We start from the raw sequence: 25085 nt of genomic DNA on the forward strand, positions 1-25085 counted from the left end.
AATGTCTAAACCAGTAAGAGTACGTTTTGCTCCAAGTCCTACAGGTCCTTTACACATTGGAGGTGTAAGAACTGCATTATTCAATTATTTATTTGCCAAAAAAAATGGTGGCACTTTTTACATTCGTATTGAAGATACTGATCAAACAAGATTTGTGGCTGAAGCTGAATCCTATATTTTTGAAGCATTAGAATGGTTAGGAATTGCACCTGATGAAACCATTGGTAAAAATGAAAAATTTGGACCCTACAGACAAAGCGAACGAAAAGCAATTTACAAACAATATGCAGATCAATTAATTTCAAATGGATGGGCGTACTATGCTTTTGATACTCCTGAAAAATTAGACGAATTAAGGAAAGAAGCTGAAGCCAATAAAAATACTTTTATTTACAACCATACGGTAAGAGATACATTAGATACTTCATTACATCTATCCAAAGAGGAAACTGAAAAAAGAATTCAAGCTGGTGAACATTATGTCATCCGATTTAAAACACCCGTAAATCAAATCTTAGAAATTCACGATATTATTCGTGGAAACGTAAAATTTGATACTAATTTATTAGATGATAAAGTATTATTCAAAAGTGATGGTATGCCAACGTACCACTTGGCGAATATTGTTGACGATCATTTAATGGAAACTTCTCATGTGATTAGAGGAGAGGAATGGTTACCTAGTGTCCCATTACATTATTTGTTATACAAAGCTTTTGGTTGGGATGCACCTGAATTTGCTCATTTACCATTAATTTTAAAACCTGTTGGTAACGGAAAATTATCTAAAAGAGATGGTGACAAAATGGGTTTTCCTGTTTTTCCTCTAGAATGGAAAACATCTGAAGGAACCTCTATGGGTTACAGAGAAAATGGCTTTTTCCCAGAAGCGGTGGTTAACTTTTTAGCGTTATTAGGTTGGAATGATGGCACAGAACAAGAAATCTTTTCTTTAGAAGAATTGGTTGAAAAATTTGATTTGAACAGAATTCATAAAGCAGGAGCGAAGTTTGATCCTGATAAAAATAAATGGTTCAATCACCAATATTTACAAAAGAAAAGTGATGTTGAATTAGCAGCAATGTTCCAAAAAGAGTTGGACAAAAAAAATATAAAAACTTCTCTTGACTTAGTAAAAATTGTTTCCTTAGTAAAAGACAGAGCCAATTTTGTAACGGAATTGTATGATTTATCGGATTATTTCTTTAAAGCTCCAAAAGCGTATGATGAAAAAGCAGCTAAGAATTGGAAAGAGGAAACACCAGTTTTAATGCAAAAAGTAGCTAATGAATTGGAAAAAATTACAGATTTTACTTCAGTAACTATTGAAACCATTTTAAAGGACTGGATGACAACAAATGAGATAGGAATGGGAAAAGTAATGCAACCGTTACGTTTAAGTGTAGTAGGCGCTTTAAAAGGACCTCATTTATTTGATATTATTGAAATGATTGGAAAGGAAGAAACAATTCAGAGAATAAAAAAAGCAATTGAAACTTTATAAAAGTAAAAACCCAGCGATTTGCTGGGTTTTTTATAAAAAAAGAATTTAATCTATAACACTATTTAACATTTGAACATATTCTTTAGAGTAATTTGTTGTTAAACCTTTTATTAAATCAACAAATCCAATACCGCTCGACCTATCTGGAACATACGAAAATAAAAGTGAATTATCTTCTGCTTTGTAAATATATAACATAGTATAAAATTTAGAATCTGAACTTGGTCTACAATATTCAAACAAAAAGGCAACATCTTTCTCATTATTAAGAATAGCAGAATCTATTCGTGATTTATCAACTGCTTCAAATTTATATTTATAATTTTTAGAAAATTCATTTATAAAATTTTCACCTAATAAATCTTTATCTAATAATAAAGTCATACCTTTTAACGCATTAGCAGTAGGGTTAATTTCTTTTAATGATTTTTTTGATTCTTTCATTAAATCGCGTAATGACTTATCACCGGTTTGAAAACCATTTACAATTTCATTTTTAAAAGTACCAACAGCAAATTTAATATCTGCTTCTGTAAGCTTTAAAGTTACTTTTTTAAATAATGTAGATTTATCCTCATAAATAACTGTAGATAAATAACCACCGTTAATCATAAAGGCTTTCCCTGTAATTCCAAAATAAATTTGAAAAAAACCATGGTGATTAACTATATCATATTGAAAACCAATAAAATTATATTCTTCTTTATTTCCTTTTATAAACTTTTTGAATTCTTTATATGGTAAATATTTCTCAATTCTATTTGCACCAAAATACTCTTCTGCATATTTTTTAATATTAGTGTTATAAACAGATGCATATTCATTACTTTCATCTAATTGTAATATTACAATAGGTTTGTTAAGGGCAATTTCCCAATCTTTCTTTTGAGGCAACTTAAATTGAGAAAAGGAAAAAGTTAGAACAAAAAACAAAATAATTGAAAAGACTTTTTTCATAATAAAAAATAGGTTAAAAATTAATAAAGCCAAATGTAAAACATTTGGCTTTAAATTGTTTATTAAAAATATTTTAAAACTACAAATAAATTGTAATCATACCGCTCAAAATCCCATAATTGGCTTTAAACTTTTGATTCCCATTAAGCGCTTTTAAATCGTCTTTCTTATTTAAATTATTCATAAAATTATTGATACCATATTGATAGGCTACATGCAAACGTACATTTTCAATACCAGCTGTAATACCAGCATAAATATTACCACTAATTTTAGTAACATCTACAATATCGTTTGCTGTTAATAAAGGACTATCTTTTAATAGTTTTAATTTGTTGTTATCTTCGATTGCTAATTTCCCATTTACTTGTAAAACCGGCCCAATTTCTAAACTTAAATGATGTTCAATAACCATGTAACTTCCCGTTAAGAAAACTTGTACACCAGACATTGTATAGGTAATATCTTCGGCAGTAGTTAAAGCTTCTAAAGAGAATTTACTTTGTGTAAAATGCATACCAAAAGCCATTTGCCAATCGTTGTAATAATTTCCTCTAAGCGAAAAACCTGCAGTCCAACCTAATTCAGGTTTTGCGTTAAATTGATCAGAAAACAAGCTCATTTGAGTAATACCTCCTGAAAGACCAATACGATTACTATCGCGTCGACCATATTGTGCGTTCAAAGAAAAGGTAATGAGAAAGGTTAATAAACAGATAATTTTTTTCATATTCAAAATTTTCTATAAAAATAAGGTTATTAAATAAAACGTGTAACTTTTTTCGATAAAAAGCGTATAATAACTATAAACCAATTAAATAAACCATTATGCCAATTTTTTTAATCGTTGTAATCGTACTAGGATTATTTGTTCTACTAAGTTCATTTTTTACAGTTAAACAACAAACTGCTGTTATTGTAGAACGCTTTGGACGATTTAATAGTATTCGAAATTCAGGATTACAACTAAAAATTCCAGTTTTTGATCGCATTGCTGGAAGAGTAAATCTTCGTATTCAACAATTGGATGTCATCATTGAAACTAAAACGAAAGACAACGTATTCGTAAAACTAAAAGTTTCTGTCCAATTTAAAGTATTACAAGAAAAAGTATATGAAGCTTTTTATAAATTAGAATACCCACACGATCAAATTACTTCTTATGTATTTGACGTAGTGCGTGCTGAAGTACCAAAATTAAAATTGGATGATGTATTTGAAAGAAAAGATGATATTGCTATTGCTGTAAAAAGAGAATTGAATGAAGCGATGTCTACTTATGGTTATGATATTATCAATACCTTAATTACCGATATTGATCCAGATATTCAAGTAAAAAATGCGATGAATAGAATTAATGCTGCAGATCGTGAAAAAACGGCTGCAGAATATGAAGCAGAAGCAGGAAGAATTAGAATTGTAGCGAAAGCAAAAGCTGAAGCTGAAAGTAAAAGATTACAAGGACAAGGTATTGCAGATCAAAGAAGAGAAATTGCTCGTGGATTAGTGGAATCTGTAGATGTATTGAATAGAGTAGGTATCAATTCACAAGAAGCATCCGCTTTAATTGTGGTTACCCAACATTATGATACTTTACAAGCAATTGGTGCAGATACCAATAGTAATTTGATTTTGTTACCTAATTCGCCACAAGCAGGTAGTGAAATGTTAAATAATATGGTTGCTAGTTTTACAGCAAGTAATCAAGTAGGGGAAGCGATGAAAAAAGCAAATACTTCTAAAGCAAAAAATAAAGGTAAAAAAGATATTTTTGGAGGAACAGAAGAAGAAAAAGATTCCGAAGAATAAAATTTGAATCAAAAATTAAAAATGAAACCATCAATTTTAAAAGTTGATGGTTTTTTTGTTTGTAGATGCAATTTTGATATCTAAAATTAAAATAAAGCGATTTTAAAGACTTTCTTTATAATAAATATAAAATCATAAAGGCTAATTTTTAAAATGTCTTACATTTAAAATATAAAAGCTAAATTTTTAATATAAAATCTATTATAATTAAATATATAATAATTAAAATTTATAATAATTAAAAACTATTACTAATATAAAATTGATAATATTTATAAATAAAAAAGGCTAGTTATCAACTAGCCTTTTTTATTTATTTTGAGTCAAAATTATTGTACACTTACTTTTGCCCAAGTATCTCTTAAACCAACAGTTTTGTTAAAAACTAATTTTTCTGGTGTTGAATCTTTATCTACACAAAAATAGCCCAAACGTTGGAATTGAAAATGATCTAATTCTTTAGCTGATTGCAAACTTGGCTCTAAGTAACCTGTAATTACTTCTAAAGAATTTGGATTGATGTACTCTTTAAAATCAACTTCTTTATTTCCATCTGGATTTTCATGCGTAAATAAACGATCATATACTCTAATTTCCGCTTCGATAGCATGTGGAATAGATACCCAATGAATCGTACCTTTTACCTTTCTTTTACTAGCTTCTGTACCACTTCCTGACTTTGAATCTACATCATAAGTACAATGAATTTCAATAATATTTCCGTCAGCATCCTTTATAACTGATTCTCCTTTAATGATATACGCATTTTTTAAACGCACTTCAGTACCCAAAGATAATCTAAAGAATTTTTTATGAGCTTCTTCTTGAAAATCTTCTCTTTCAATATATAATTCTTTCGAAAAAGGTACTTTTCTATAGGTCATAACTTCTTCTTCAGGATTATTTTCAGCTTCTAACCATTCTTCTTGACCTTCTGGATAATTGGTAATTACCAATTTAACAGGATCTAAAACTGCCATAACACGTGGTGCCACTTTGTTTAAATCTTCTCTCACACAAAAATCTAACAAAGAAACATCTATTAAATTTTCTCTTTTGGCAATGCCAATCGTCTTTGCAAAATTACGAATAGCAGTCGCGGTAATTCCTCTTCTTCTCATGCCAGAAATAGTACTCATACGAGGATCGTCCCAACCTGTAACATGACCTTCTGTAACTAATTGCAATAATTTTCGCTTAGAAACTACCGTATGAGATAGATTTCTACGCGCAAATTCTCTTTGTTTAGGTCTTACCTTAGAATCCTCATAAATTTGGTTTAAAAACCAATCGTACAACTCTCTGTGAGGTAAAAACTCTAAAGTACAGAAAGAATGTGATACTTGTTCTAAATAATCGCTTTCTCCATGTGCCCAATCATACATTGGATAAATACACCAATCATTACCCGTTCTATGATGATGTGCATGCATGATGCGATAAATAATAGGATCTCGCATCAACATATTATTCGCATTCATCGAAATTTTAGCTCGTAAAACGTGCGTTCCTTTTTCAAACTCGCCTTGCTTCATGCGTTCAAATAAATCTAAATTTTCTGCTATCGAACGATTTCTATAAGGCGAATCAGTACCAGGAGTGGTAGGAGTTCCTTTTTGAATAGCCATTTCTTCAGAAGTTTGACTATCAACATACGCTTTATCTTTTTTAATTAACTCTACTGCCCAATCATATAATTGCTGGAAATAATCCGATGCATAACATTCTTTATCCCATTGAAAACCAAGCCATTCAACATCTCTTTTAATTGCATCTACAAATTCCTGCTCCTCTTTTGATGGATTGGTATCGTCAAAACGAAGGTTAACAGGTGCATTGTAATCAATTCCTAAACCAAAATTCAAACAAATAGCACTAGCATGACCCACATGTAAATAGCCATTTGGTTCTGGTGGAAAACGAAAACGTAATTTATCTTGAGGTAATCCTTTTTTTAAATCCTCTTCAATAATTTGTTCAATAAAATTTAATGATTTTTCTTCCGTTGACATAATAATTTTCAATGTTTTGACAAAGATAGAAAATGTTTAATTGTTTAAAGTTTAAAGTTGTTTAAAAGTTGAAAAAACATAGTAACTTTGACAGTAATTATAAATAAAATTTGCAATGGGAATTATTATTTTACAAAATATACGCACCTATTCATATCATGGCTGTTTATTAGAAGAAGGAAAAATTGGTAGTGATTATAAAGTAGATTTGAAAATTAAGACCAATTTAAAGAAATCAGCACAAACTGATGAACTTCATGATACTGTTGATTATGTAGATTTAAATCGAATAGTAATCGAAGAAATGGCCATTCGAGCAAAACTCTTAGAACATGTAGCACAACGCATTATAGATAAAATCTTACAAGAATTACCAACTGTTTCACAAGTTAAAGTTGCTGTTTCAAAGTTAAATCCACCTATTGGTGGCGACGTGGAAGCGGTAACAATAGTGTTACAACAAAAAAGATAGTGCCATAAAAACAATGGAAAATTAAAACTTTTTAGTGTTTAAACTTTAAACTTTTAAACTTTTTATTATATTTGCACTCCTAACAAAAGGCGTCGTGGCCGAGCGGCTAGGCACCGGTCTGCAAAACCGTCTACCCCGGTTCGAATCCGGGCGATGCCTCTGAAAGAGTTACTAGAAATAGTAGCTCTTTTTTTATGTATAATTTTTAGAAAAAATTAAGTAAAGTCATCGGGCGATGCCTTTATTTTAAATAGAGTTACTAGAAATAGTAGCTTTTTTTTATGTGCAATTTTTAGAAAAAATTGAGTAAAGACATCGGGCGATGCCACTATTTTAAAAGTTGTTACAATAAATAAAAAAATTATTAGGATTAAATTTCAGAATAGTTACTACTATAGAAAAAAATCTTTAAGATGATCTTAAAGATTTTTATATTATTTAAACATATCAAAATGTTGTTGGAATTTCTGCTTTTCGTTTGGAAATAAACCTTGTAAAACAAAAAACAATCCGAAAATGAGAATTACTATACTAATAACGCGTTTAATCTTATAAATATTTAAGGGCGTTAATTTATTTTTTAATTGCTTTGCTAATAGGATTTTAGCAATATCAAACAATAAATAAAAGAATAAAATAGCTCCAAAGAAAATGGTGATACGTTGGGTTTCCATATGCATTTTTGGTCCGTGTGTAATGATAATCATCAACCAAAAGCCTAAAACCCCTATGTTTATAAAGTTAACTAAAAAACCTTTAAAGAATAAACCAAAATAATTGTTCTTTTGAATATTATCTTCATCTTCAGGAATATCTTGTTTTTTCTTGTATGTTTTCTTTAATTGAATAAAAGAAATTAAACCATAACCTAACATAATTAAACCTCCAACAATAAACAATGTGGGATTATCTTTTAATTGTTCTAGTAATTGGTTCGTACTTAAATAGGCAATTAAAATAAATAAAATATCTCCAAAAACGATGCCTAAATCTAACGTTAAAGCAGCTCTAAAACCTTTAGTTATACTTGTTTCTAATAAAACAAAAAAACCAGGTCCTATTGAAAAAGCCAAAAGCAATCCCCAAGGAATTGCTGCTAAAATATCTTGCCACATAGTGTAAAAAACGTGTTAAAAACACGAAGTTACATAAAAAAAACTATTTCGCTTGTTCTATGGTTCCACCAGCTATGGTTTTTTGATTGATTTGCTTTGGTTTTCCATGAATTAAAATTGTGCCTCCTGCTCTAATTTTAGCATCTACTAAATCAGTTGCATATACATCTGCTTGTCCACCGGCATTACCAGTTATAGTGGTTTGTTTTGTAATTAATTCTTTAGCTTCATACTGAGCTCCAGAATTAACTAAAATATCAGCATAATCAGCATTACCTGATAATTTTAAAATACTTCCTTGTGAAGCTCTTGCTTTTAATTTTTCTATTTCAAAATGTACTTTAATTTCTGAACCTTCTTTAGCAATTAACTCAAAAAGTACACCATCAAACGTATCATTTGAAGAAACTCTAGAGCCTTCATTCGCTTCTATAGCATCAATTGAAGTATAATAAACTGTAGCAGAAATATTGTCTCCTTGTAATAATTTACCAAAGCTCATTCTAATTTTTAATTCACCATTTTTATTTACTATTTCTACATCTTCCTTCTTATCACCTTTTAAAACTACCTTATTTTCGGTACTTTTAATTAAATACACATCAATTTTATCAAAAGCCGTTACTTTTGAAAAAGCACCTACTTGTTTTTCAGTTTGAGAAAAGCCTAAAGCAGTTATAAATAATAAACTATAGATTAATTTTTTCATGATTTTTTATTTTAAATTTTAATTCTTTGCTATTCGTTTTTTCTTAAATACCAGAAATCCAATTGCTTTTTAACTAAATCTGCATTCTTTACTTTTACAAATACTTCATCACCCAATTGTAAAATATTTTTTGAAACTTCTCCCACTAAAGCATATTGCTTTTCATCAAAGGTATAATAATCGTCTTTTAGTTCACGAATGCGACACATTCCTTCACATTTATTTTCTATAATTTCAACATAAATTCCCCATTCAGTAACTCCAGAAATAACCCCTAAAAACTCCTCATCTTTATGATCTTGCATGTATTTTACTTGCATGTATTTGATAGAATCTCTTTCCGCTTGAGCTGCCAAATTTTCCATGTCTGAAGAATGTCGACATTTCTCTTCGTATTCTTCCTCATTTACACTTTTACCTCCGTCTAAATAATGTTGTAACAAACGATGTGCCATAACATCTGGATAACGACGAATTGGCGATGTAAAATGACTGTAATAATCAAATGCTAAACCATAATGGCCAATATTTTCAGTAGAATAAACGGCTTTACTCATGGTACGAATCGCTAAAGTATCTACTAAATTTTGCTCTTTTTTTCCTTGTACCTCTTCTAATAAAGTATTCAAAGAATTAGAAATAGATTCTTTGGATTTGAAATTAATGGAATATCCAAACTTTTTAATTACAGTTTGTAAATTCATTAATTTATCTTCATTTGGTTCGTCATGAATTCGATATACAAATGTTTTTTTCTGTTTTCCAATGAATTCTGCTACTTTTCGGTTGGCTAGTAACATAAATTCTTCAATCAAATGATTAGCATCTTTGGAAACTTTGAAATAGACTCCTGTTGGTTCAGCTTCTTGATTCAAATGAAATTTAACTTCTACTTTATCAAATGAAATAGCCCCATGAGCCATTCTTTTTCTTCTTAAAATTTTAGCTAACTCATCTAATTTTAAAGTAGCTTCAACTATAGGTTGCGGTACTTTATATTCAGTTCCTGTTAAGGATATTGCTGCAGGAATAATGTCTGATTGAGTCTCTATAATAGTTTGCGCTTCTTCATAAGCAAAACGTTGGTCACTATAAATTACAGTTCGTCCAAACCAAGAATCTACAACTTCTGCTTTTGGATTCAATTGGAATACAGCTGAAAAGGTATATTTTTCTTCATGTGGTCGAAGCGAACAAGCAAAATTAGACAATACTTCAGGAAGCATTGGCACTACTCTATCCACTAAATAAACTGACGTAGCTCTTTGATAGGCTTCTTTGTCTAAAATAGTATCTTCCTTAAGGTAATGAGAAACATCGGCAATATGTACACCAATTTCATAATTACCATTTTCTAAAATTTCAAAAGATAAAGCATCATCAAAATCTTTAGCATCTTTTGGATCAATAGTAAAAGTGAGTACATTTCTCATATCTCTTCTTTTCGCTATTTCTTCCTCTGTAATAGAAGTATCAATTTTGTTAGCATAGGTTTCTACTTCTATTGGAAAATCATAAGGTAATCCATATTCTGCAAGTATAGCATGAATTTCAGTATTGTGTTCACCTGGTTTTCCTAAAACATTGATAACAGAACCAAATGGAGAATCTGCTTTTTTAGGCCAATCTTCCATAGAAACTAACACCACATCTCCATGTTGTGCTCCATTAATTTTATTTTTTGGTATAAAAATATCGGTATACATTTTTGCATTAGTCGTAGTAACAAAAGCAAAGTTTTTTTGGATATCAATTACACCAACGAATTCTGTTTTTGCTCTTTCTAATATTTCTAAAACTTCTGCTTCAGGTCTTCTTGAACTTCTACGATTATAAATATAAGCACGTACTTTATCTCCATCTAAAGCATGATTCAAATTGATGAAAGGAATAAAAACATCATCTTCTAATTCATCACAGATAAAATAACCTGTTTTTCTAGAGGTCATGTCTATACTACCTTCATAATATTCCGATTTAGAAATAATTTGATACTTACCTCTATCAGTTTCATGAATCTTGTCCTGTGACTTTAGAATTTTTAAATCACGTATAATTTCATTTCTGCTTTTCGTATCATTTAATTCTAAAGCAGCAGCAATTTGTTTATAATTAAATGATTTTGAAGGTTCTTTGGATAATATTTTAAATATTGATGCGGTAAAATCCTTTTGCTTTTTACCTAATTTTTTTGGTTTCTTACTCATTTTATTTTTTATATGAGCCTACTATTTTTTACGGAAACACATGCATCTAACTTTTACACTTTCCGAATTCTTATAAAATGTAAATAGGCTCTATTTTTAATTAATGGTGAAAGTTACGAAATAGTTACTAGTTGCAAGTTATATGATTTAAGTTTTAATATAAATCTAACATTATTTATCTTTATAGAAAGATTAAGCACATGAAAGATTTTGTAACAATTGCTATTTTTAATTTTCCTCATGAAACGTATATTCTAAGAAATCTTTTAGATCAAGAAAATATAGCTCATTTTTTTGAAAATGAAACTTTGGTGGCTATAGATCCTTTTGCTTCAATTGCCTACGGAGGCATCAAATTAAAAGTACATCCTAAAAATATTGAAAGAGCTAAAGAAATTTTAGATAGGTTTAATAATGACAATCATTTAAAAATTGTTTAGTTACTAAAATGAGAGTTTTCAACAGTAATTAAAAACAACAAAAAAACTTTTTTAAAATTTTAAAATTTATGATGGTTATGATAGCGTGTTAATATGTAGTATAAGTTTTTTAAAATCTGATGATTTTATAAGTTTTCCTTACTTATACAATTCTATTAACATTACTTTTTTTAGTTAAAGTCTTGATTTTTAATTTTAAAAACAATTTTATTTTTTGGTTATTAACAATTGTTAATTTATATTTTTCACCTTCTTTTGTAAATAACTTTAGTTTTAAAAAATGTTAATAACTACAGTTTATAAACTCATAACTTTAGAATAAAAAATAAAAACTATTTATCGTTTTTTCATTCCTCTTTTTGATTATAAAAAAACTCCTTTCCTTTTTAAAAAACTTCTCTTTTTTTGTTTTTACTTATTAACAATTAATGTTAATTTAAAGTTACCTGATTATCAATGCATTGTAAAATACTATTAACAGCGTTGTGAATTAACTTTAAATTAATTTTTAAATAACTGATTCCTAAATAATTAAAAAAGGAATCATTTAAAAGTAATAATAATTGGTTTCTCTTTTTTTACTCCATAGTTTATTACTTATTTTTGTAACTAATAAACAACACAACGTATTATGATAATTTCAATCGGTAATGACCATGCAGGTCCAAATTACAAAAAAGCCATTGTTCAGTTTTTAGAAAAACAAGGACACCAAATAATTAACCATGGGACAGATACTTTTGAAAGTGTAGACTATCCTGACTTTGGTCATCCTGTTGCTGAGGATGTAGCGAATAAAAAGGCTGATTTTGGAATTGTGATTTGTGGTTCTGGAAACGGAATTGCGATGACGGTAAACAAACATCAAGATATACGCGCTGCACTATGTTGGACAAAAGAAATTGCAGAATTAGCCCGTTTGCACAATGATGCTAATATAATAAGTATTCCTGCCCGATTTACAGCTATTGAACAAGCGGTACAAATGGTAGAAACCTTTTTAAATACAACTTTTGAAGGTGGAAGACACGCGACTAGAGTGAACAAGATTGCTTGTCAATAATGAGTTTAGTAGATTTATCGGATAAACAATTAGTAGCATTAGTTAAAAATTGTAAATTAGATAAAGAACTGAAATCTAAAATTAGTAATGAAATAAATAGAAGAGGTTTAGAAATAATTATACCTATTGAAAAAGAAATAAGCGTATCTGAAAAGGTAAAAATTATTTTAACTTGTTCTTTTCTTTATAAGTATCATTTAAAAAAAACTTCCGAATTGATTATTAAGGGAAATAAAAAAACCTATAAGCAATATTGGAAATATTTTAACTTGGGTTTATTTATTCATATTATTATTTTTCTAGTTATTGTTAAATACATAATTAAACCATTTTTTTAAAATATGTCTCATAGCCACAGTCATAAACATCAAGTAGAAGGCAAAAACTTATTGTTTTCCATTGTATTGAATGTGATTATTACACTAGCACAAATTATTGGTGGAATTCTATCTGGAAGCTTAGCTTTAATTTCCGATGCTTTGCATAATTTTTCGGATGTTTTATCCTTAATTTTTAGTTTAGTGGCTCATAAATTATCAAAAAGAAAAGCCTCTTTTAATCAAACATTTGGATTTAAAAGGGCTGAAATATTAGCTGCTTTTGTAAATGCTGCTACTTTAATCATTGTAGCTTTTATACTTATTTATGGGGCTATTCAACGTTTAATAACTCCTATTGAAATAGAATCCAACTTAGTGATTTGGTTAGCTTTACTAGGTATTATTGTAAATGGTTTTTCCGTTTTATTATTAAAAAAAGATGCAAATCATAATATGAATATGAAATCGGCCTATTTGCATTTGTTAACTGATATGTTGGCTTCTGTTGCGGTTCTAATAGGCGGTTTATTAATGTTGTTTTACAAAATATATTGGATTGATAGTATCATGACTTTAGGAATTGCTATCTATCTAATTGTTGTTGGATTTGATTTATTAAAAAAAGCAACTAAAATTTTAATGCTTTTTACTCCAGACCATATTCATATCAAAGAAATCGTTAGAGAAGTTCATAAGATTAAAGGAGTACATAAATTACATCATATTCATGTTTGGCATTTGAATGAAGAAGAATTGCATTTAGAAGCGCATTTAGATTGTACAGAAGACATAAAAATGAGTGATTTTAATGAATTGTTACATCAAATTGAAAAAGTACTTTTAGAAAAATTTGAAATCAATCACATTAATATTCAACCTGAATTTAAGAAAGAAGATCCTAAAGATTACATTGTACAAGATTAAAAAAATTACTTGAAAATGAGTAACGAAAAACAACAGTTAAAAAAAGAGTCTTTTCCTATAAATAAGCCCCTTCGGGATTATTTAGACACCTATAAAAGACTAACTAAAACCAATGTTTTTTATGAAGATTTATTGCGTTTTCAAGGCGCTATTTCTGTATTTGATAAAGAGGGAAAAGATACTTTGTGGGTTCGTGTTTACTATAATGAATATGAACGAGCAGAAATTGATAAAAACCTAAAAAAGATTTATACCTTACTACATTCTGATGGAAATGAAAGTAGCTTTGCTTTTTTAAATGTGGACCAAATTGATTTTTGTACGTTTGGAAATTCCAAGCCCTTTCGAATTAAAGTCAGAAACATCTTAAATGATAATTACACGCATTTTTATATAAAAAAAGCAGATGCATCTCGTATTTACGGATTAGAATTAGAACATATTTTATCGCCGAATCGAATCAACTATTTGGTATTTAAAGATACTTTAATAGAAGAACACATTGTAGGTATTCCAGGTGATGTTTTTATAGAAAAAAACTTAAAAGAGTGTACCGAACACGAAAAAGCGCAAATAGCCAAACAATTTGTAAAGTTTAATGAAAGATGTATGATTGGTTTATTAGGCGATATGCGTTCGTACAATTTTGTTATTATACCTATTTATGATTTTGATCAATTGGTATTTAAAATTAGAGCTATCGATTTTGATCAACAAAGTTATGAAGGGAGCTTTAAATTGTATAAACCACATCTTTTTAAAGAGAATTTTCAATACAATCAATTGGTTCAAAATAAATTGAGTCAAAGTTCAATTGAACAGTATCAAAATGAAGAACGATCGGTTCTTGTAAAACGCTTGAGAGATTCGAAAGTACGTATTCATGATTTATTGGTTGCCATGAAGTCTACCCCATTAGCACCTAAAGAACATATTGAACAACTAGGTAAAGAAATTTATGATTTTACTTTAGATCTTAATTTTAAAAAGGCAACCTCTATGGGCGAAATTGTGGAAGCAGCTCTAAATTTCATGAAGCGTAATTTTAGGTTTGAAGGAGATGATTAATAGTAAAGTAAAATGACGATTATTGATAACAAACTAGTACAAACTTTTTACAAAAAAAGAAAGCCAAACACCCATAAAGGAGATTTTGGTCACGCTTTTTTAATCGTAGGAAGTCCGAATAAAATGGGAGCAGCATTAATTGCTTCTAAAGCTTGTTTACGATCGGGTGTTGGACTATTAACGACAAATGTTCCAAAAGAAGAAAAAACAAGTGTTACGAATTTCATTCCTGAAGCAATGCTTTATTTTAGAGAAAATAGTATCGATTTTACTCCTTTCAATGCAGTGGCAATCGGACCTGGATTGGAACAAAACGAAGCTTCACAAAAAATAGTGTACACTTCCCTTCTAAAAGTAAAAGAAAACCTAGTTTTAGATGCAGATGCTTTAAATATTTTAGCCCAAAATCCAGATTGGTTTAGCCAATTACCTAAACAAACCATTTTAACACCCCATCCGAAAGAGTTTGATCGATTATTTGGTACTCATAATTCTGAAGATGTAAGAAGAGCGACGGCTCTTAAAAAAGCGACAGAATGGAATTGCATTATTGTTTTAAAAGGCCATCAAACTTTTATTACTAATGGAATTGATTCCTACGAAAATAGCACTGGAAATTCAGGTTTAGCAAAAGGAGGTTCGGGTGATGCTTTAACAGGAATAATTACCGCTTTTTTAGCACAACACTACCCTCCTATTCAAGCCGCTGTTTTAAGTGTTTATCTTCATGGTTTAGCCGCAGATATCACTTTATCTGAACAAAGTGAAGAAAGCATGCTAATTACAGATGTTATTGAGAATTTAGGTATGGCATTTAAAAAAATAACAGCATAAATGTACTTTATTTTCGTTAGTTTATTTAATACGAATAAAGTTATTTGTATAAATTGCACCCAGAAATTTTAGATTAAAATGAACCAAATCCAATTTATAAAAGCGGTTGTTGCAACCGCTGATAAGAATATTGAAGCTACCTTAAAATTACTGTCCGAAGACTGTACGATTCCTTTCATTTCTCGTTACCGAAAGGATCAAACAGGAAATTTAGATGAAGTAGAAATAGAGTCAATTGCGAAATTAGCCAAACAGTTTGACGAAATAGTAAAACGAAAAGAAGCTATTTTAAAAACTATTGAAGAGCAAGGCCAACTTACTTCAGAATTAAAATCTAAAATCCAGAATAGCTTTGATTTACAAGAAATTGAAGATCTGTATTTACCTTATAAAAAGAAAAAGAAAACCAAGGCGGATGTAGCAAGAGAAAATGGTTTAGAGCCATTGGCTAAGATAATTATGGCACAAAACAATGACGAAATTGAATTTGAAGCCTCCAAATATATTTCTAAAAATGTGCCTAATGAAGACGAAGCTTTACAAGGCGCTAGAGATATTATTGCTGAATGGATCAATGAAAACATGTACATCCGTAAAAACTTACGTCGCTTGTTCCAAAGAAAAGCACTCATTACCACAAAAGTAGTTAAAAAGAAGGCCGAAGAAGAAGAAGCTCAAAAATTTAAGCAATATTTTGATTGGTCGGAAGCTATTTCTAAAGCACCTTCACATCGATTATTAGCCATGCTTCGTGCAGAAAAAGAAGGCTTTATCAAATTAAAAGTAGAATTAGAAAATGATGAAGCCATCGATTTTATTGAAGAAAATATTTTAAAAGGTAAAAACGAAAGTACAACACAAGTTAAAACAGCTATAAAAGATAGTTATAAACGTTTATTAGAACCTGCTATTTCAAATGAAACATTGCAAGAAGCTAAAGCCAAAGCAGACGAGAAAGCGATTGAAGTTTTTGCAGGAAATTTAAGTCAGTTATTATTGGCTCCTCCGCTTGGAGAAAAACGTATTATGGCAATTGATCCAGGTTATAAAAGTGGTTGTAAGGTAGTGTGTTTGGATGAAAAGGGAGATTTGTTATACAATGAAACCATCTATCCTCACGCACCTCAAAATGAAAGCGCTATGGCGATGAAAAAGGTGCGTTCTATGGTAAATGCCTATAATATAGAAGCCATTTCTATTGGAAATGGTACAGCAAGCAGAGAAACGGAGTTTTTTATAAAAAAAATAGCTTTTGATAAACCGGTTCAAGTATTTGTAGTTTCGGAAGCCGGTGCCTCTGTCTATTCTGCTTCTAAAATTGCTCGTGATGAGTTTCCAACATATGACGTTACGGTTCGTGGTTCGGTGTCTATTGGAAGAAGATTAAGCGATCCTTTAGCAGAATTAGTAAAAATCGATGCCAAATCAATTGGGGTGGGTCAATATCAGCATGATGTGGATCAAACCAAGCTGAAAGAGGAACTAGATACCGTTGTGGTAAGATGTGTAAACTCTGTTGGAATAAATATAAATACTGCCAGCAAGTCGCTATTAAGTTATGTTTCTGGAATTGGAGAAAAAATGGCAGAAAATATTGTAGCGTTCAGAACTGAAAACGGTCCTTTTGAAGATAGAAAGCAGCTTAAAAAAGTGCCAAGATTAGGTGATAAAGCGTACCAACAAGCAGCGGCTTTTATTCGTATTAAAGAGGGTAAAAATCCATTAGATAATTCTGCGGTGCATCCTGAAGCCTATAAAATAGTGGAGAAAATGGCAAAAGATTTAAAAATATCAGTGAACGAATTAATTGCCAATAAAGAAAAAATTAGTCAAATTAAATTGGAAAATTATATTTCGGAAGAAATAGGAATTTTAGGTTTAAAAGACATTGTTAAAGAACTAGAAAAACCAGGTTTAGATCCTCGAAAAGCAGCGAAAGTATTCGAATTTGATCCCAATGTAAAATCGATTCAAGATTTAAGAGCGGGTATGATTTTACCTGGCATTGTGAATAATATTACGGCTTTTGGATGTTTTGTTGATGTTGGTATCAAAGAGAGTGGTTTGGTTCATATTTCACAACTCAAAGAGGGCTATGTTTCCGATGTAAATGAAGTTGTGAAATTACATCAGCATGTACAAGTAAAAGTTGTTGAGGTGGATGAAGCTCGTAAAAGAATTCAGTTAACAATGATACTATAAAACAAAAAAATTCCAAATTCCGATGATAAACTTAGTTTAACTTGGAATTTGGAATTTTACTATTAGAAATTTAGTAGACTTATTCTTTTGTCTCGTCTTCTTTTTTAGTCAATTTTTGGTCTTCTTCTTTCATAGCGTTTTTAAATTCTTTCACACCACCACCAAGACCTTTCATCAATTCCGGAATTTTTTTACCACCAAATAACAAAAGTACAATAACGACTACTAGTATTATTTGTGGGGTTCCTACAACACCTAAAAAAATTGTTAATGCATTCATGATTTCAAAAAATTAATGGTACAAAGATAACAAGAAAAAGATAAACCTATATTTTTTAACTAATAAATATACTGTTTTTCCTAAAAAACCGTTGTAATTAGTATATTTGTGAGTCTATAATTGAAAGTGAAATGACTAAAAAAAGAAAAAAAAGGCAGATACTTTTAAAGAAGCTTTTCAACAAGAGACGATTAGTTATTCTTAATGAGGATACTTTTGAAGAGACCTTTTCATTAAAACTAAATCTAATGAACGTTTTCGTGGTTGTTACACTTTCAGCCATTTTTTTAATCGGAATTACCACTTACATTATTGCTTTTACACCTTTAAGAGAATATATTCCTGGCTATGCTTCTACTCAATTGAAAAAAGATGCGATGAATTTAGCCATTAAATCTGATTCTCTTCAAAAATCAGTTGAAATAAATAACCTCTATATTTCCTCTATAAAAAAGGTATTAACGGGAGATTTAGAATACGCTAAATTGAACAAAGATTCTTTAATTGCTTCAGAAAAACAAACTATAGATGAAAGCGTCTTAGCCACCCAAGAAGTTGAAATGGAACTAAGGAATAAAGTTATTCAAGAAGATAAATACAATGTTTTTGAAAATGCAAAACCCAAAGTTAATTTTGTATTATTTTCACCAGCTGAAGGAACAATTATAGAAAATTATAATGCCAAAAATAATTTTTTAGCAGTCAAGATTGCTTTAGCAAACAACACTCCTATTAAAACAGTAGCATCCGGAACTGTAATCTTTTCAGAATGGACGCCTTCTTATGGTTATGTAGTTATTGTGGAGCATCAAGAGGGAATTTTATCCGTTTATAAAAATGCTGCTTCTGCTACTAAAAAACAAGGTGATACAGTTAAATCTGGAGAAGTGATAGCTTTGGCAGGAAACTCAGCTACAACAGATGAAAATAGTACTTTACGTTTCGAATTATGGAAAGATGGTTTCCCAATAAATCCAACTCAGTTTATTAACTTTCAATAAATATGTCAATTAAGACTTTTGCTGCAAAAATTTTTGCAAAAAAAATACATTTCAAAAACCAACATTGGATTGATAACCCAGTTGCTACTCAAAAAAAAGTATTTCAAGAATTAATAGCTCAAGCGCAGCAAACACAATTTGGTCGTGACCATGATTTTAAAAACATTACTACTTTTCAAGAATTTACAGAAAGAGTACCTATTCGTGATTACGAAGATTTAAAACCGTATATAGAAAAGGTAATCAATGGTGAAGAAAATATACTTTGGAAAGGAAAGCCACTCTATTTTGCTAAAACTTCGGGAACCACTTCTGGAGCCAAATATATTCCACTTACGAAAGAATCCATGCCTTTTCATATTGAAGCGGCTAGAAATGCCATACTGAATTACATTCATGAAACTGGAAATGCTAGTTTTGTAAAAGGCAAAATGATCTTTCTTCAAGGAAGCCCCATTTTAGAAGATAAAAATGGTATCAAACTAGGTCGGTTATCAGGAATTGTGGCTCATTTTGTTCCTAAATATTTACAAAAGAACCGAATGCCTAGTTGGAAAACCAATTGTATTGAAGATTGGGAAACCAAAGTGAATGCAATAGTGGAAGAAACGCTTCATGAAAACATGACGGTTATTTCGGGAATTCCTTCTTGGGTACAAATGTACTTTGAGAAATTGCAAGAGCGCGCTCAAAAACCAGTAGGTGAAATTTTTAAAAATTTTAATCTGTTTATTTACGGAGGTGTAAATTATGAACCATATCGTGCAAAATTTGAGAATTTAATTGGAAGAAAAGTCGATTCTATTGAACTTTTTCCAGCTTCTGAAGGGTTTTTCGCCTACCAAAATTCACAAAAAGAAAAAGGCATGTTGTTGCTTTTAAATTCTGGTATTTTCTATGAATTTGTTAAAGCAGATGAATTTTATACTACACCTAACGGTCTTCCAGCAAAACGCTATACCATTGGTGAAGTTGAAATCGGTATTAATTATGCTTTACTTATTTCTACCAATGCAGGACTTTGGTCGTATAACATAGGAGATACGATTCAATTTACTAGCTTAAAACCGTATAAAATTATTGTTTCTGGTAGAATAAAGCATTTTATATCTGCTTTTGGAGAACATGTAATTGCTAAAGAAGTTGAAAGTGCTTTAGAAGAAGCAATTACGGGTACTTCAATACGTATAAATGAATTTACAGTTGCCCCACAAATTACTCCTTTAGATGGATTACCTTATCATGAATGGTTGATTGAGTTTGAACAAGAACCAGATGACTTGGATGCTTTTGCTTTAAAAATTGATGCTGCCATGCGCAAGCAAAACGTGTATTATGATGATTTAATTGCAGGTAAAGTTTTGCGTACTTTGGTCATCACAAGAATTGAAAAAAACGGCTTTCAAGAATATATGAAATCTATAGGTAAATTAGGAGGTCAAAACAAATTGCCTCGATTAAGTGATAACAGAAATATTGCAGATAAACTAAAAACAAAATAACTATTGCATGAAATTAAAAACCCGATTTTTTGTATTCTTACTGTTGAGTAGTATTTCTATTTCAGCACAAATTAGAGGTGTAGTAAGAGATAGTATTTCAAAAGAGCCTATTCCTTTTGTTAATATTTGGATTGAAAATGAAGAAATAGGTACTACATCAGATTTTGATGGTAGTTTTTCTATTAATGTAAAAGAACGTAATCCAAACCTCGTTTTTTCTGCTTTAGGTTTTTACAAAAGAGTGGTTAAAGCTTCTCTAGCAAAAGAAGTTTTTTTAAAAGCTGCTGTAATTGAATTAGATGAGGTAGTCGTTTTAAATAAAAAAGACACAAAAGAGATTGAAATTGGAAAAACACCTAATGCCATTTTGCAAACCTTTGATAATGGACCAAAAATAGAAGCAAAATTCTTTCCATATAAAGATGCTTATAAGAAAACCCCTTTTATCAAAAAAGTCAGTATTCAAACCGATTGTAAAATTGATGAGTCTACAATAAAAATACATTTTTATGCAGTCAATGAAGATGGTTCACCTGGAGAAGAATTATTAAACAAAGACTTTTTGGTTAAAGTGAAAAAGGGAATTTTACGAAATAAATTTGATGTTTCAGATTTTAACCTTGTAATTCCAAGCAATGGAATTTTTGTTGCTTACGAAAAATTAATGATTGAAAACAACAAACTGGAAAGGCAAATTATAGATCCTTACACGAAAAGAGAAAAAACGCAAAAAACATATTATCCCTTAGTGTTGTACAATTATGTCGAGCGCGATGTTTTATACAGTTTTTATGGAGGAAAATGGAATAAAAAAGTAAACGAACAAAACCCTAAAGACAAATTAACCATATTTGAACCTGCGATTAATCTTATATTAACCAACTAAGAAATAAAAATCTTACCTTTGCTGGTTAGATAAATAAAATATTAATGAAGGACATTAAAAACATTTCGCGTTCTAGAGCGCAAGAGTCGTCGGCAGCTATTGAACGACTGTACATTACCATGAGACATTTATTTAACAGAGGTTTTTACAAACCAATGGGTGTTTCAGGAGAAACTTTAAGAGAAGCTTTATTATCACTTCGACCAGAAATCTATGGTAGTATTGCAGAAGAAAAAGTTGAACTAAATGGATTACTTTATGTGATTGAAAGGTTACCTATTGGAATTGAAGAATGTAGGTATATTAATTTAACGTCAGACGAAGGATATTCTAATTCTCATTTTAAAGCGATTGTTCCTCCAAAAAGAAGAAGAAACTGTTATCGTATTGATGATGAGCAGATGAATGTAGAAATAACAAGGGGTCGTTCCGATATATATGATATTTTAACACACCTTACTTTTATTTTTATAGAGTCGCATAAAATCAAAAACAGAGTTTTAATTGCTGATGATGGTTCTGTAACAAGAGATTGGCAAAAATTAGAGCAAGTGGTTAATCAAACCAAAAAACTTACTTTAATAGAAAGAGAGAAAGCCATTTCTCATGCTGCAAACGTCTTAGGTAGAACTTTTGCAGAAGTAAAAGATATTTATGATGATTTTGCCATCGCAGATGCCCCAGACCGATTTATACATGTAGTGTATTGGTTAGGAAGATTAGCAATTGAAGAGATTGTTGATAATAATAAAAGAACCATAACATTTAGCCCTATTTTAAGAGAGCGTCTAGGACATCATATTTATGGAGATATTTGGGCAACCAATATTAAAGAAGTATTATTAGCAAATAATTTAATTGATAGACCCTTACATATTATTAGTGCTAATATGCATAGTGTGATGAATTCAATCTTTGCAGAACCTGTTATTGGAAAAAAATATAAAGAAGCATCTCCTTTTCAAATATTTGAAGATTTAAGTAGTTCTAACAATAAAGAACTACGTAAAAAGGTAGAAGAATATGCTTTTAAACAAGGAATGCTCTTCTTACCTGACACATCAGGAACAAATATTGATGTACAAATTTTTGACACAGCTAAAATAGATTTTAAAAAAACTGTTTTTTCAAATGCTACATTAGAAGCAGAAAAACCCGTTTTAATTGTAATGGATTATGCATTTGGTGAACAAGCTTTTGAAACTATTGATGAGCTATTAAAACCATTTAAAACAGATAAAAAGAATAAATTGTTTTTAAACGTAGAGTCGGTTTCTATAATGGGTAAAGCAGGTATTCTTCAAGGAGGTAAAGGTGATATCATGATTCCAAATGCTCATGTAAATGAAGGAACTGCAGACAATTACCCTTTTGAAAACGAATTAACAGCAAGTATGTTTGAAGGTAATGATATTCCTGTTTTTTCTGGACCTATGATTACGGTTTTAGGAACTTCGCTTCAAAATAGAGATTTATTGAAGTTTTTCCACGAATCTACTTGGGAAGCGATTGGATTGGAAATGGAAGGGGCATACTATCAAAAAGCCATTCAATCTGCTTCTAAAATTAGAAAAAGTATTAATGCAAATGTAAAAGTGCGTTACGCATATTATGCTTCTGATAACCCATTAGAAACAGGAAGCACATTAGCTTCTGGTGGACTTGGAACTACAGGTGTAAAACCAACCTACTTAATTACTATCAAGATTTTAGAACAAATATTTAACATAAAATAAATAAGTTATGAGTACAAACCCTCAAGATCAAGAAATTGATTTAGGACAAATTTTAAAAAATATTAGGGCATTTTTTGAATCTATTTTAGATAGCCTTTTTGAATTTATTTTGTTTCTAAAAAAAAATAGTATAATTATTATTATTCTATTGGTTTTAGGTTTTGGACTTGGTTATTTATTAGATATTAAAAACAAGTCTTACAAACATAGTATTATAGTTGCACCAAATTTTGGAAGTGCAGATTATTTATATGCTAAAGTTAATCTTTTAAATTCAAAGAAAAAAGAAGACGATACTGTCTTTTTCAATTCAATTGGTATAAAAGATATTAAACATTTTAATAAAATTGATATTGAACCAATCATAGATGTTTATAAGTTTATTGATTATAAAAAAGAAAATTTTGAATTAATAAAATTAATGGCTCAAGATGGAGACATCGAAGAAATCATTCATGATGATGTTACAAGTAAAAATTACCCCTTTCATGTTATAAATTTAAAAACCTCAGATACAGTTAATTATAAATCTACTGTATTACCCATTTTACAATTTGTTAATGATTCACCCTATTTTGAGACCGTAAGAAAACAAAGTTTAGAGAATATTAATGAAAAAATGGTTGCTAACGATAGTTTAATTTCGCAAATTAATTTTTTATTAGATGCTTTCTCATCCACTTCATCAAATAATCAAAAAAGTGATAAATTGGTGTATTATAATGAAAATAACCAGTTAAATGATATTATAAAAACCAAAGAAAATCTTATAATTGAACAAGGAATTAACAGAATAAATCTAATTAATTCAGATAAAATAGTTAAAGAAATTAGTTCCGTATTAAATATTAAAAACTTTGAAGGAACCAATAATAAAATGAAATTTATTCTTCCATTTATTTTGTTACTTTCTTTTTTCTTACTATTTAAGACTAGAAAAATTTATAAAGAACAAATAGCCAAAAGAAGTTAGTTATGAAGTCGATATTAGTAACTGGTGGAGCGGGTTTTATAGGTTCAAATTTTATTCCTTATTTTTTAGAAAATAACTCTGAATATCATGTTGTTAATATTGATGCATTAACATATGCGGGTAATTTAGAGAACTTATCGGAAGTTAAAGATAACGCTTCTTATACCTTTATAAAAGGAGATATTTGTGACAGACATTGGGTAGAACAATTGTTTAATCATTATCAATTTCAAGGTGTAATCCATTTTGCTGCAGAAAGTCATGTTGACAATTCCATATCGGGCCCTGAAGCTTTTATTAAAACCAATGTATTAGGAACATTTAATCTTTTAGATACGGCTCGTAAATTATGGATGAAAGGTCCAAATGAATACAATGAAACTTTTAAAAACGCTAGATTTCATCATATATCTACAGATGAAGTATATGGTACCTTAGGTGAAACAGGATTGTTTAAAGAAACAACACCATATGCTCCAAATAGCCCTTATTCAGCATCAAAAGCAGGATCAGACATGATTGTAAGAAGCTATTATCATACTTTTGGAATGGATGTTATTACAACCAATTGTTCCAACAATTATGGACCTAAACAGCATCAAGAGAAACTTATCCCTACAATTATAAGAAAAGCGCTATTGGGTGAAAATATTCCTATTTATGGGGATGGAAAAAACGTTCGTGATTGGTTATATGTTTTGGATCATTGTAAAGGAATTGAATTGGTATTTAAAAAAGGGAAATCTGGTGAAACTTATAATATTGGAGGGCGAAATGAAAAAAATAATTTGTATATAGCAGATAAAATTTGCTCAATTTTAGACCAAATTAAACCCAAAAAAAACGGGAGTTATAAAGAACAAATTACTTTTGTAAAAGATAGACCAGGTCATGATTTACGATACGCTATTGATGCATCAAAAATAGAAAATGAATTAGGTTGGAAAGCAGATGAAAATTTTGATACTGGAATTGTAAAAACTATCGAATGGTATATCAATCAATATGCTAATTAGATAATTGAACAGTTAACATAAAATTATTAAGAATTCAAAAATCATCAATAAAAAT

The 25085-nt window shown here is 29.8% G+C and carries 23 protein-coding genes and 1 tRNA gene; 17 read left to right on the plus strand and 7 right to left on the minus strand.

Annotation, left to right across the window (positions count from 1 at the left end):
* Position 1 precedes the first annotated feature (1 nt).
* Positions 2 to 1504 (plus strand): glutamate--tRNA ligase, encoded by a 1503-nt coding sequence (gene gltX / locus NHF47_RS02750; RefSeq protein ID WP_252763490.1) that lies wholly within the window; start codon positions 2 to 4, stop codon positions 1502 to 1504.
* 45 nt (positions 1505 to 1549) lie between these two features.
* On the opposite strand, the gene NHF47_RS02755 is transcribed toward gltX, so the two are convergent.
* The gene (locus NHF47_RS02755; RefSeq protein ID WP_252763491.1) at positions 1550 to 2461 is read right to left on the minus strand and encodes a hypothetical protein; all 912 of its coding nucleotides are present in this window, start codon (positions 2459 to 2461) and stop codon (positions 1550 to 1552) included.
* A 79-nt stretch (positions 2462 to 2540) separates the two neighbouring features.
* Positions 2541 to 3191 (minus strand): PorT family protein, encoded by a 651-nt coding sequence (locus tag NHF47_RS02760; RefSeq protein WP_252763492.1) that lies wholly within the window; start codon positions 3189 to 3191, stop codon positions 2541 to 2543.
* Positions 3192 to 3289: 98 nt separating this feature from the next.
* On the opposite strand from NHF47_RS02760, the gene NHF47_RS02765 reads away from it, so the two are divergent.
* On the plus strand, positions 3290 to 4270 hold the full coding sequence (locus tag NHF47_RS02765; RefSeq protein ID WP_252763493.1) for an SPFH domain-containing protein: 981 nt from the start codon (positions 3290 to 3292) through the stop codon (positions 4268 to 4270).
* Positions 4271 to 4599: 329 nt separating this feature from the next.
* On the opposite strand, the gene NHF47_RS02770 is transcribed toward NHF47_RS02765, so the two are convergent.
* Positions 4600 to 6282, minus strand: coding sequence for a glutamine--tRNA ligase/YqeY domain fusion protein (locus tag NHF47_RS02770; RefSeq protein ID WP_252763494.1), 1683 nt, complete (start codon positions 6280 to 6282; stop codon positions 4600 to 4602).
* A gap of 115 nt (positions 6283 to 6397) precedes the next feature.
* Between NHF47_RS02770 and folB the strand changes: the two genes are divergently transcribed.
* Positions 6398 to 6754 carry a dihydroneopterin aldolase gene (gene folB, locus NHF47_RS02775; RefSeq protein WP_252763495.1) on the plus strand — a complete coding sequence of 119 codons (357 nt, stop codon included), beginning with the start codon at positions 6398 to 6400 and terminating at the stop codon, positions 6752 to 6754.
* 88 nt (positions 6755 to 6842) lie between these two features.
* Positions 6843 to 6913 (plus strand) — tRNA-Cys (locus tag NHF47_RS02780).
* 275 nt (positions 6914 to 7188) lie between these two features.
* Here the strand turns inward: NHF47_RS02780 and NHF47_RS02785 are convergent.
* The 3 genes from NHF47_RS02785 to rnr are packed head-to-tail and all read right to left on the minus strand — an operon-like array spanning position 7189 to position 10785.
* Positions 7189 to 7869, minus strand: a complete 681-nt coding sequence (locus tag NHF47_RS02785; RefSeq protein WP_252763496.1) for a LysE family translocator — start codon at positions 7867 to 7869, stop codon at positions 7189 to 7191.
* 43 nt (positions 7870 to 7912) lie between these two features.
* On the minus strand, positions 7913 to 8578 hold the full coding sequence (locus NHF47_RS02790; protein ID WP_252763497.1) for a head GIN domain-containing protein: 666 nt from the start codon (positions 8576 to 8578) through the stop codon (positions 7913 to 7915).
* A 29-nt stretch (positions 8579 to 8607) separates the two neighbouring features.
* Positions 8608 to 10785 carry a ribonuclease R gene (rnr, locus tag NHF47_RS02795; RefSeq protein ID WP_252763498.1) on the minus strand — a complete coding sequence of 726 codons (2178 nt, stop codon included), beginning with the start codon at positions 10783 to 10785 and terminating at the stop codon, positions 8608 to 8610.
* 200 nt (positions 10786 to 10985) lie between these two features.
* Here rnr and NHF47_RS02800 point away from each other — a divergent pair, with 200 nt between their 5' ends.
* The 7 genes from NHF47_RS02800 (at position 10986) to NHF47_RS02830 (ending at position 17636) form a co-directional block, all read left to right on the plus strand.
* Positions 10986 to 11225 (plus strand): DUF2007 domain-containing protein, encoded by a 240-nt coding sequence (locus NHF47_RS02800; protein ID WP_252763499.1) that lies wholly within the window; start codon positions 10986 to 10988, stop codon positions 11223 to 11225.
* 631 nt (positions 11226 to 11856) lie between these two features.
* Entirely contained in the window at positions 11857 to 12288 is a 432-nt protein-coding gene (gene rpiB, locus NHF47_RS02805; RefSeq protein ID WP_252763500.1) for a ribose 5-phosphate isomerase B, read from the plus strand.
* Complete coding sequence (locus NHF47_RS02810; RefSeq protein WP_252763501.1) at positions 12288 to 12626, plus strand: hypothetical protein; 339 nt, start codon at positions 12288 to 12290, stop codon at positions 12624 to 12626. Before rpiB ends, NHF47_RS02810 begins: the two co-directional genes overlap by 1 nt.
* A 3-nt stretch (positions 12627 to 12629) precedes the next feature.
* Positions 12630 to 13532: a cation diffusion facilitator family transporter gene (locus tag NHF47_RS02815; protein WP_252763502.1), complete on the plus strand. Its 903-nt coding sequence runs from the start codon at positions 12630 to 12632 to the stop codon at positions 13530 to 13532.
* Between the two features lie 15 nt (positions 13533 to 13547).
* A complete protein-coding gene (locus tag NHF47_RS02820) occupies positions 13548 to 14600 on the plus strand; it encodes a hypothetical protein (protein WP_252763503.1) in 1053 nt (350 codons plus the stop codon).
* A gap of 12 nt (positions 14601 to 14612) precedes the next feature.
* Positions 14613 to 15434, plus strand: a complete 822-nt coding sequence (locus NHF47_RS02825) for an NAD(P)H-hydrate dehydratase (protein ID WP_252763504.1) — start codon at positions 14613 to 14615, stop codon at positions 15432 to 15434.
* 78 nt (positions 15435 to 15512) lie between these two features.
* Entirely contained in the window at positions 15513 to 17636 is a 2124-nt protein-coding gene (locus NHF47_RS02830; protein WP_252763505.1) for a Tex family protein, read from the plus strand.
* Between the two features lie 79 nt (positions 17637 to 17715).
* Here NHF47_RS02830 and NHF47_RS02835 read toward each other — a convergent pair whose 3' ends face one another.
* On the minus strand, positions 17716 to 17916 hold the full coding sequence (locus tag NHF47_RS02835) for a twin-arginine translocase TatA/TatE family subunit (RefSeq protein ID WP_252763506.1): 201 nt from the start codon (positions 17914 to 17916) through the stop codon (positions 17716 to 17718).
* 248 nt (positions 17917 to 18164) lie between these two features.
* On the opposite strand from NHF47_RS02835, the gene NHF47_RS02840 reads away from it, so the two are divergent.
* Genes NHF47_RS02840 through rfbB form a run of 6 tightly spaced genes read left to right on the plus strand, consistent with a single transcriptional unit; the run spans position 18165 to position 25030 of the window.
* Positions 18165 to 18917 carry a M23 family metallopeptidase gene (locus NHF47_RS02840; protein WP_308219254.1) on the plus strand — a complete coding sequence of 251 codons (753 nt, stop codon included), beginning with the start codon at positions 18165 to 18167 and terminating at the stop codon, positions 18915 to 18917.
* Positions 18918 to 18919: 2 nt separating this feature from the next.
* Positions 18920 to 20419, plus strand: a complete 1500-nt coding sequence (locus tag NHF47_RS02845; RefSeq protein ID WP_252763508.1) for a GH3 auxin-responsive promoter family protein — start codon at positions 18920 to 18922, stop codon at positions 20417 to 20419.
* A 7-nt stretch (positions 20420 to 20426) separates the two neighbouring features.
* Positions 20427 to 21305 carry a carboxypeptidase-like regulatory domain-containing protein gene (locus tag NHF47_RS02850; RefSeq protein WP_252763509.1) on the plus strand — a complete coding sequence of 293 codons (879 nt, stop codon included), beginning with the start codon at positions 20427 to 20429 and terminating at the stop codon, positions 21303 to 21305.
* 44 nt (positions 21306 to 21349) lie between these two features.
* On the plus strand, positions 21350 to 23041 hold the full coding sequence (locus NHF47_RS02855; protein ID WP_252763510.1) for a hypothetical protein: 1692 nt from the start codon (positions 21350 to 21352) through the stop codon (positions 23039 to 23041).
* Positions 23042 to 23048: 7 nt separating this feature from the next.
* Positions 23049 to 24014 (plus strand): hypothetical protein, encoded by a 966-nt coding sequence (locus NHF47_RS02860; protein ID WP_252763511.1) that lies wholly within the window; start codon positions 23049 to 23051, stop codon positions 24012 to 24014.
* Between the two features lie 2 nt (positions 24015 to 24016).
* Positions 24017 to 25030 (plus strand): dTDP-glucose 4,6-dehydratase, encoded by a 1014-nt coding sequence (gene rfbB / locus NHF47_RS02865; RefSeq protein WP_252763512.1) that lies wholly within the window; start codon positions 24017 to 24019, stop codon positions 25028 to 25030.
* The last annotated feature ends 55 nt before the right edge of the window (positions 25031 to 25085 follow it).

The organism is Flavobacterium sp. NRK F7 (assembly GCF_024054195.1).
Taxonomy (GTDB): Bacteria; Bacteroidota; Bacteroidia; order Flavobacteriales; family Flavobacteriaceae; genus Flavobacterium.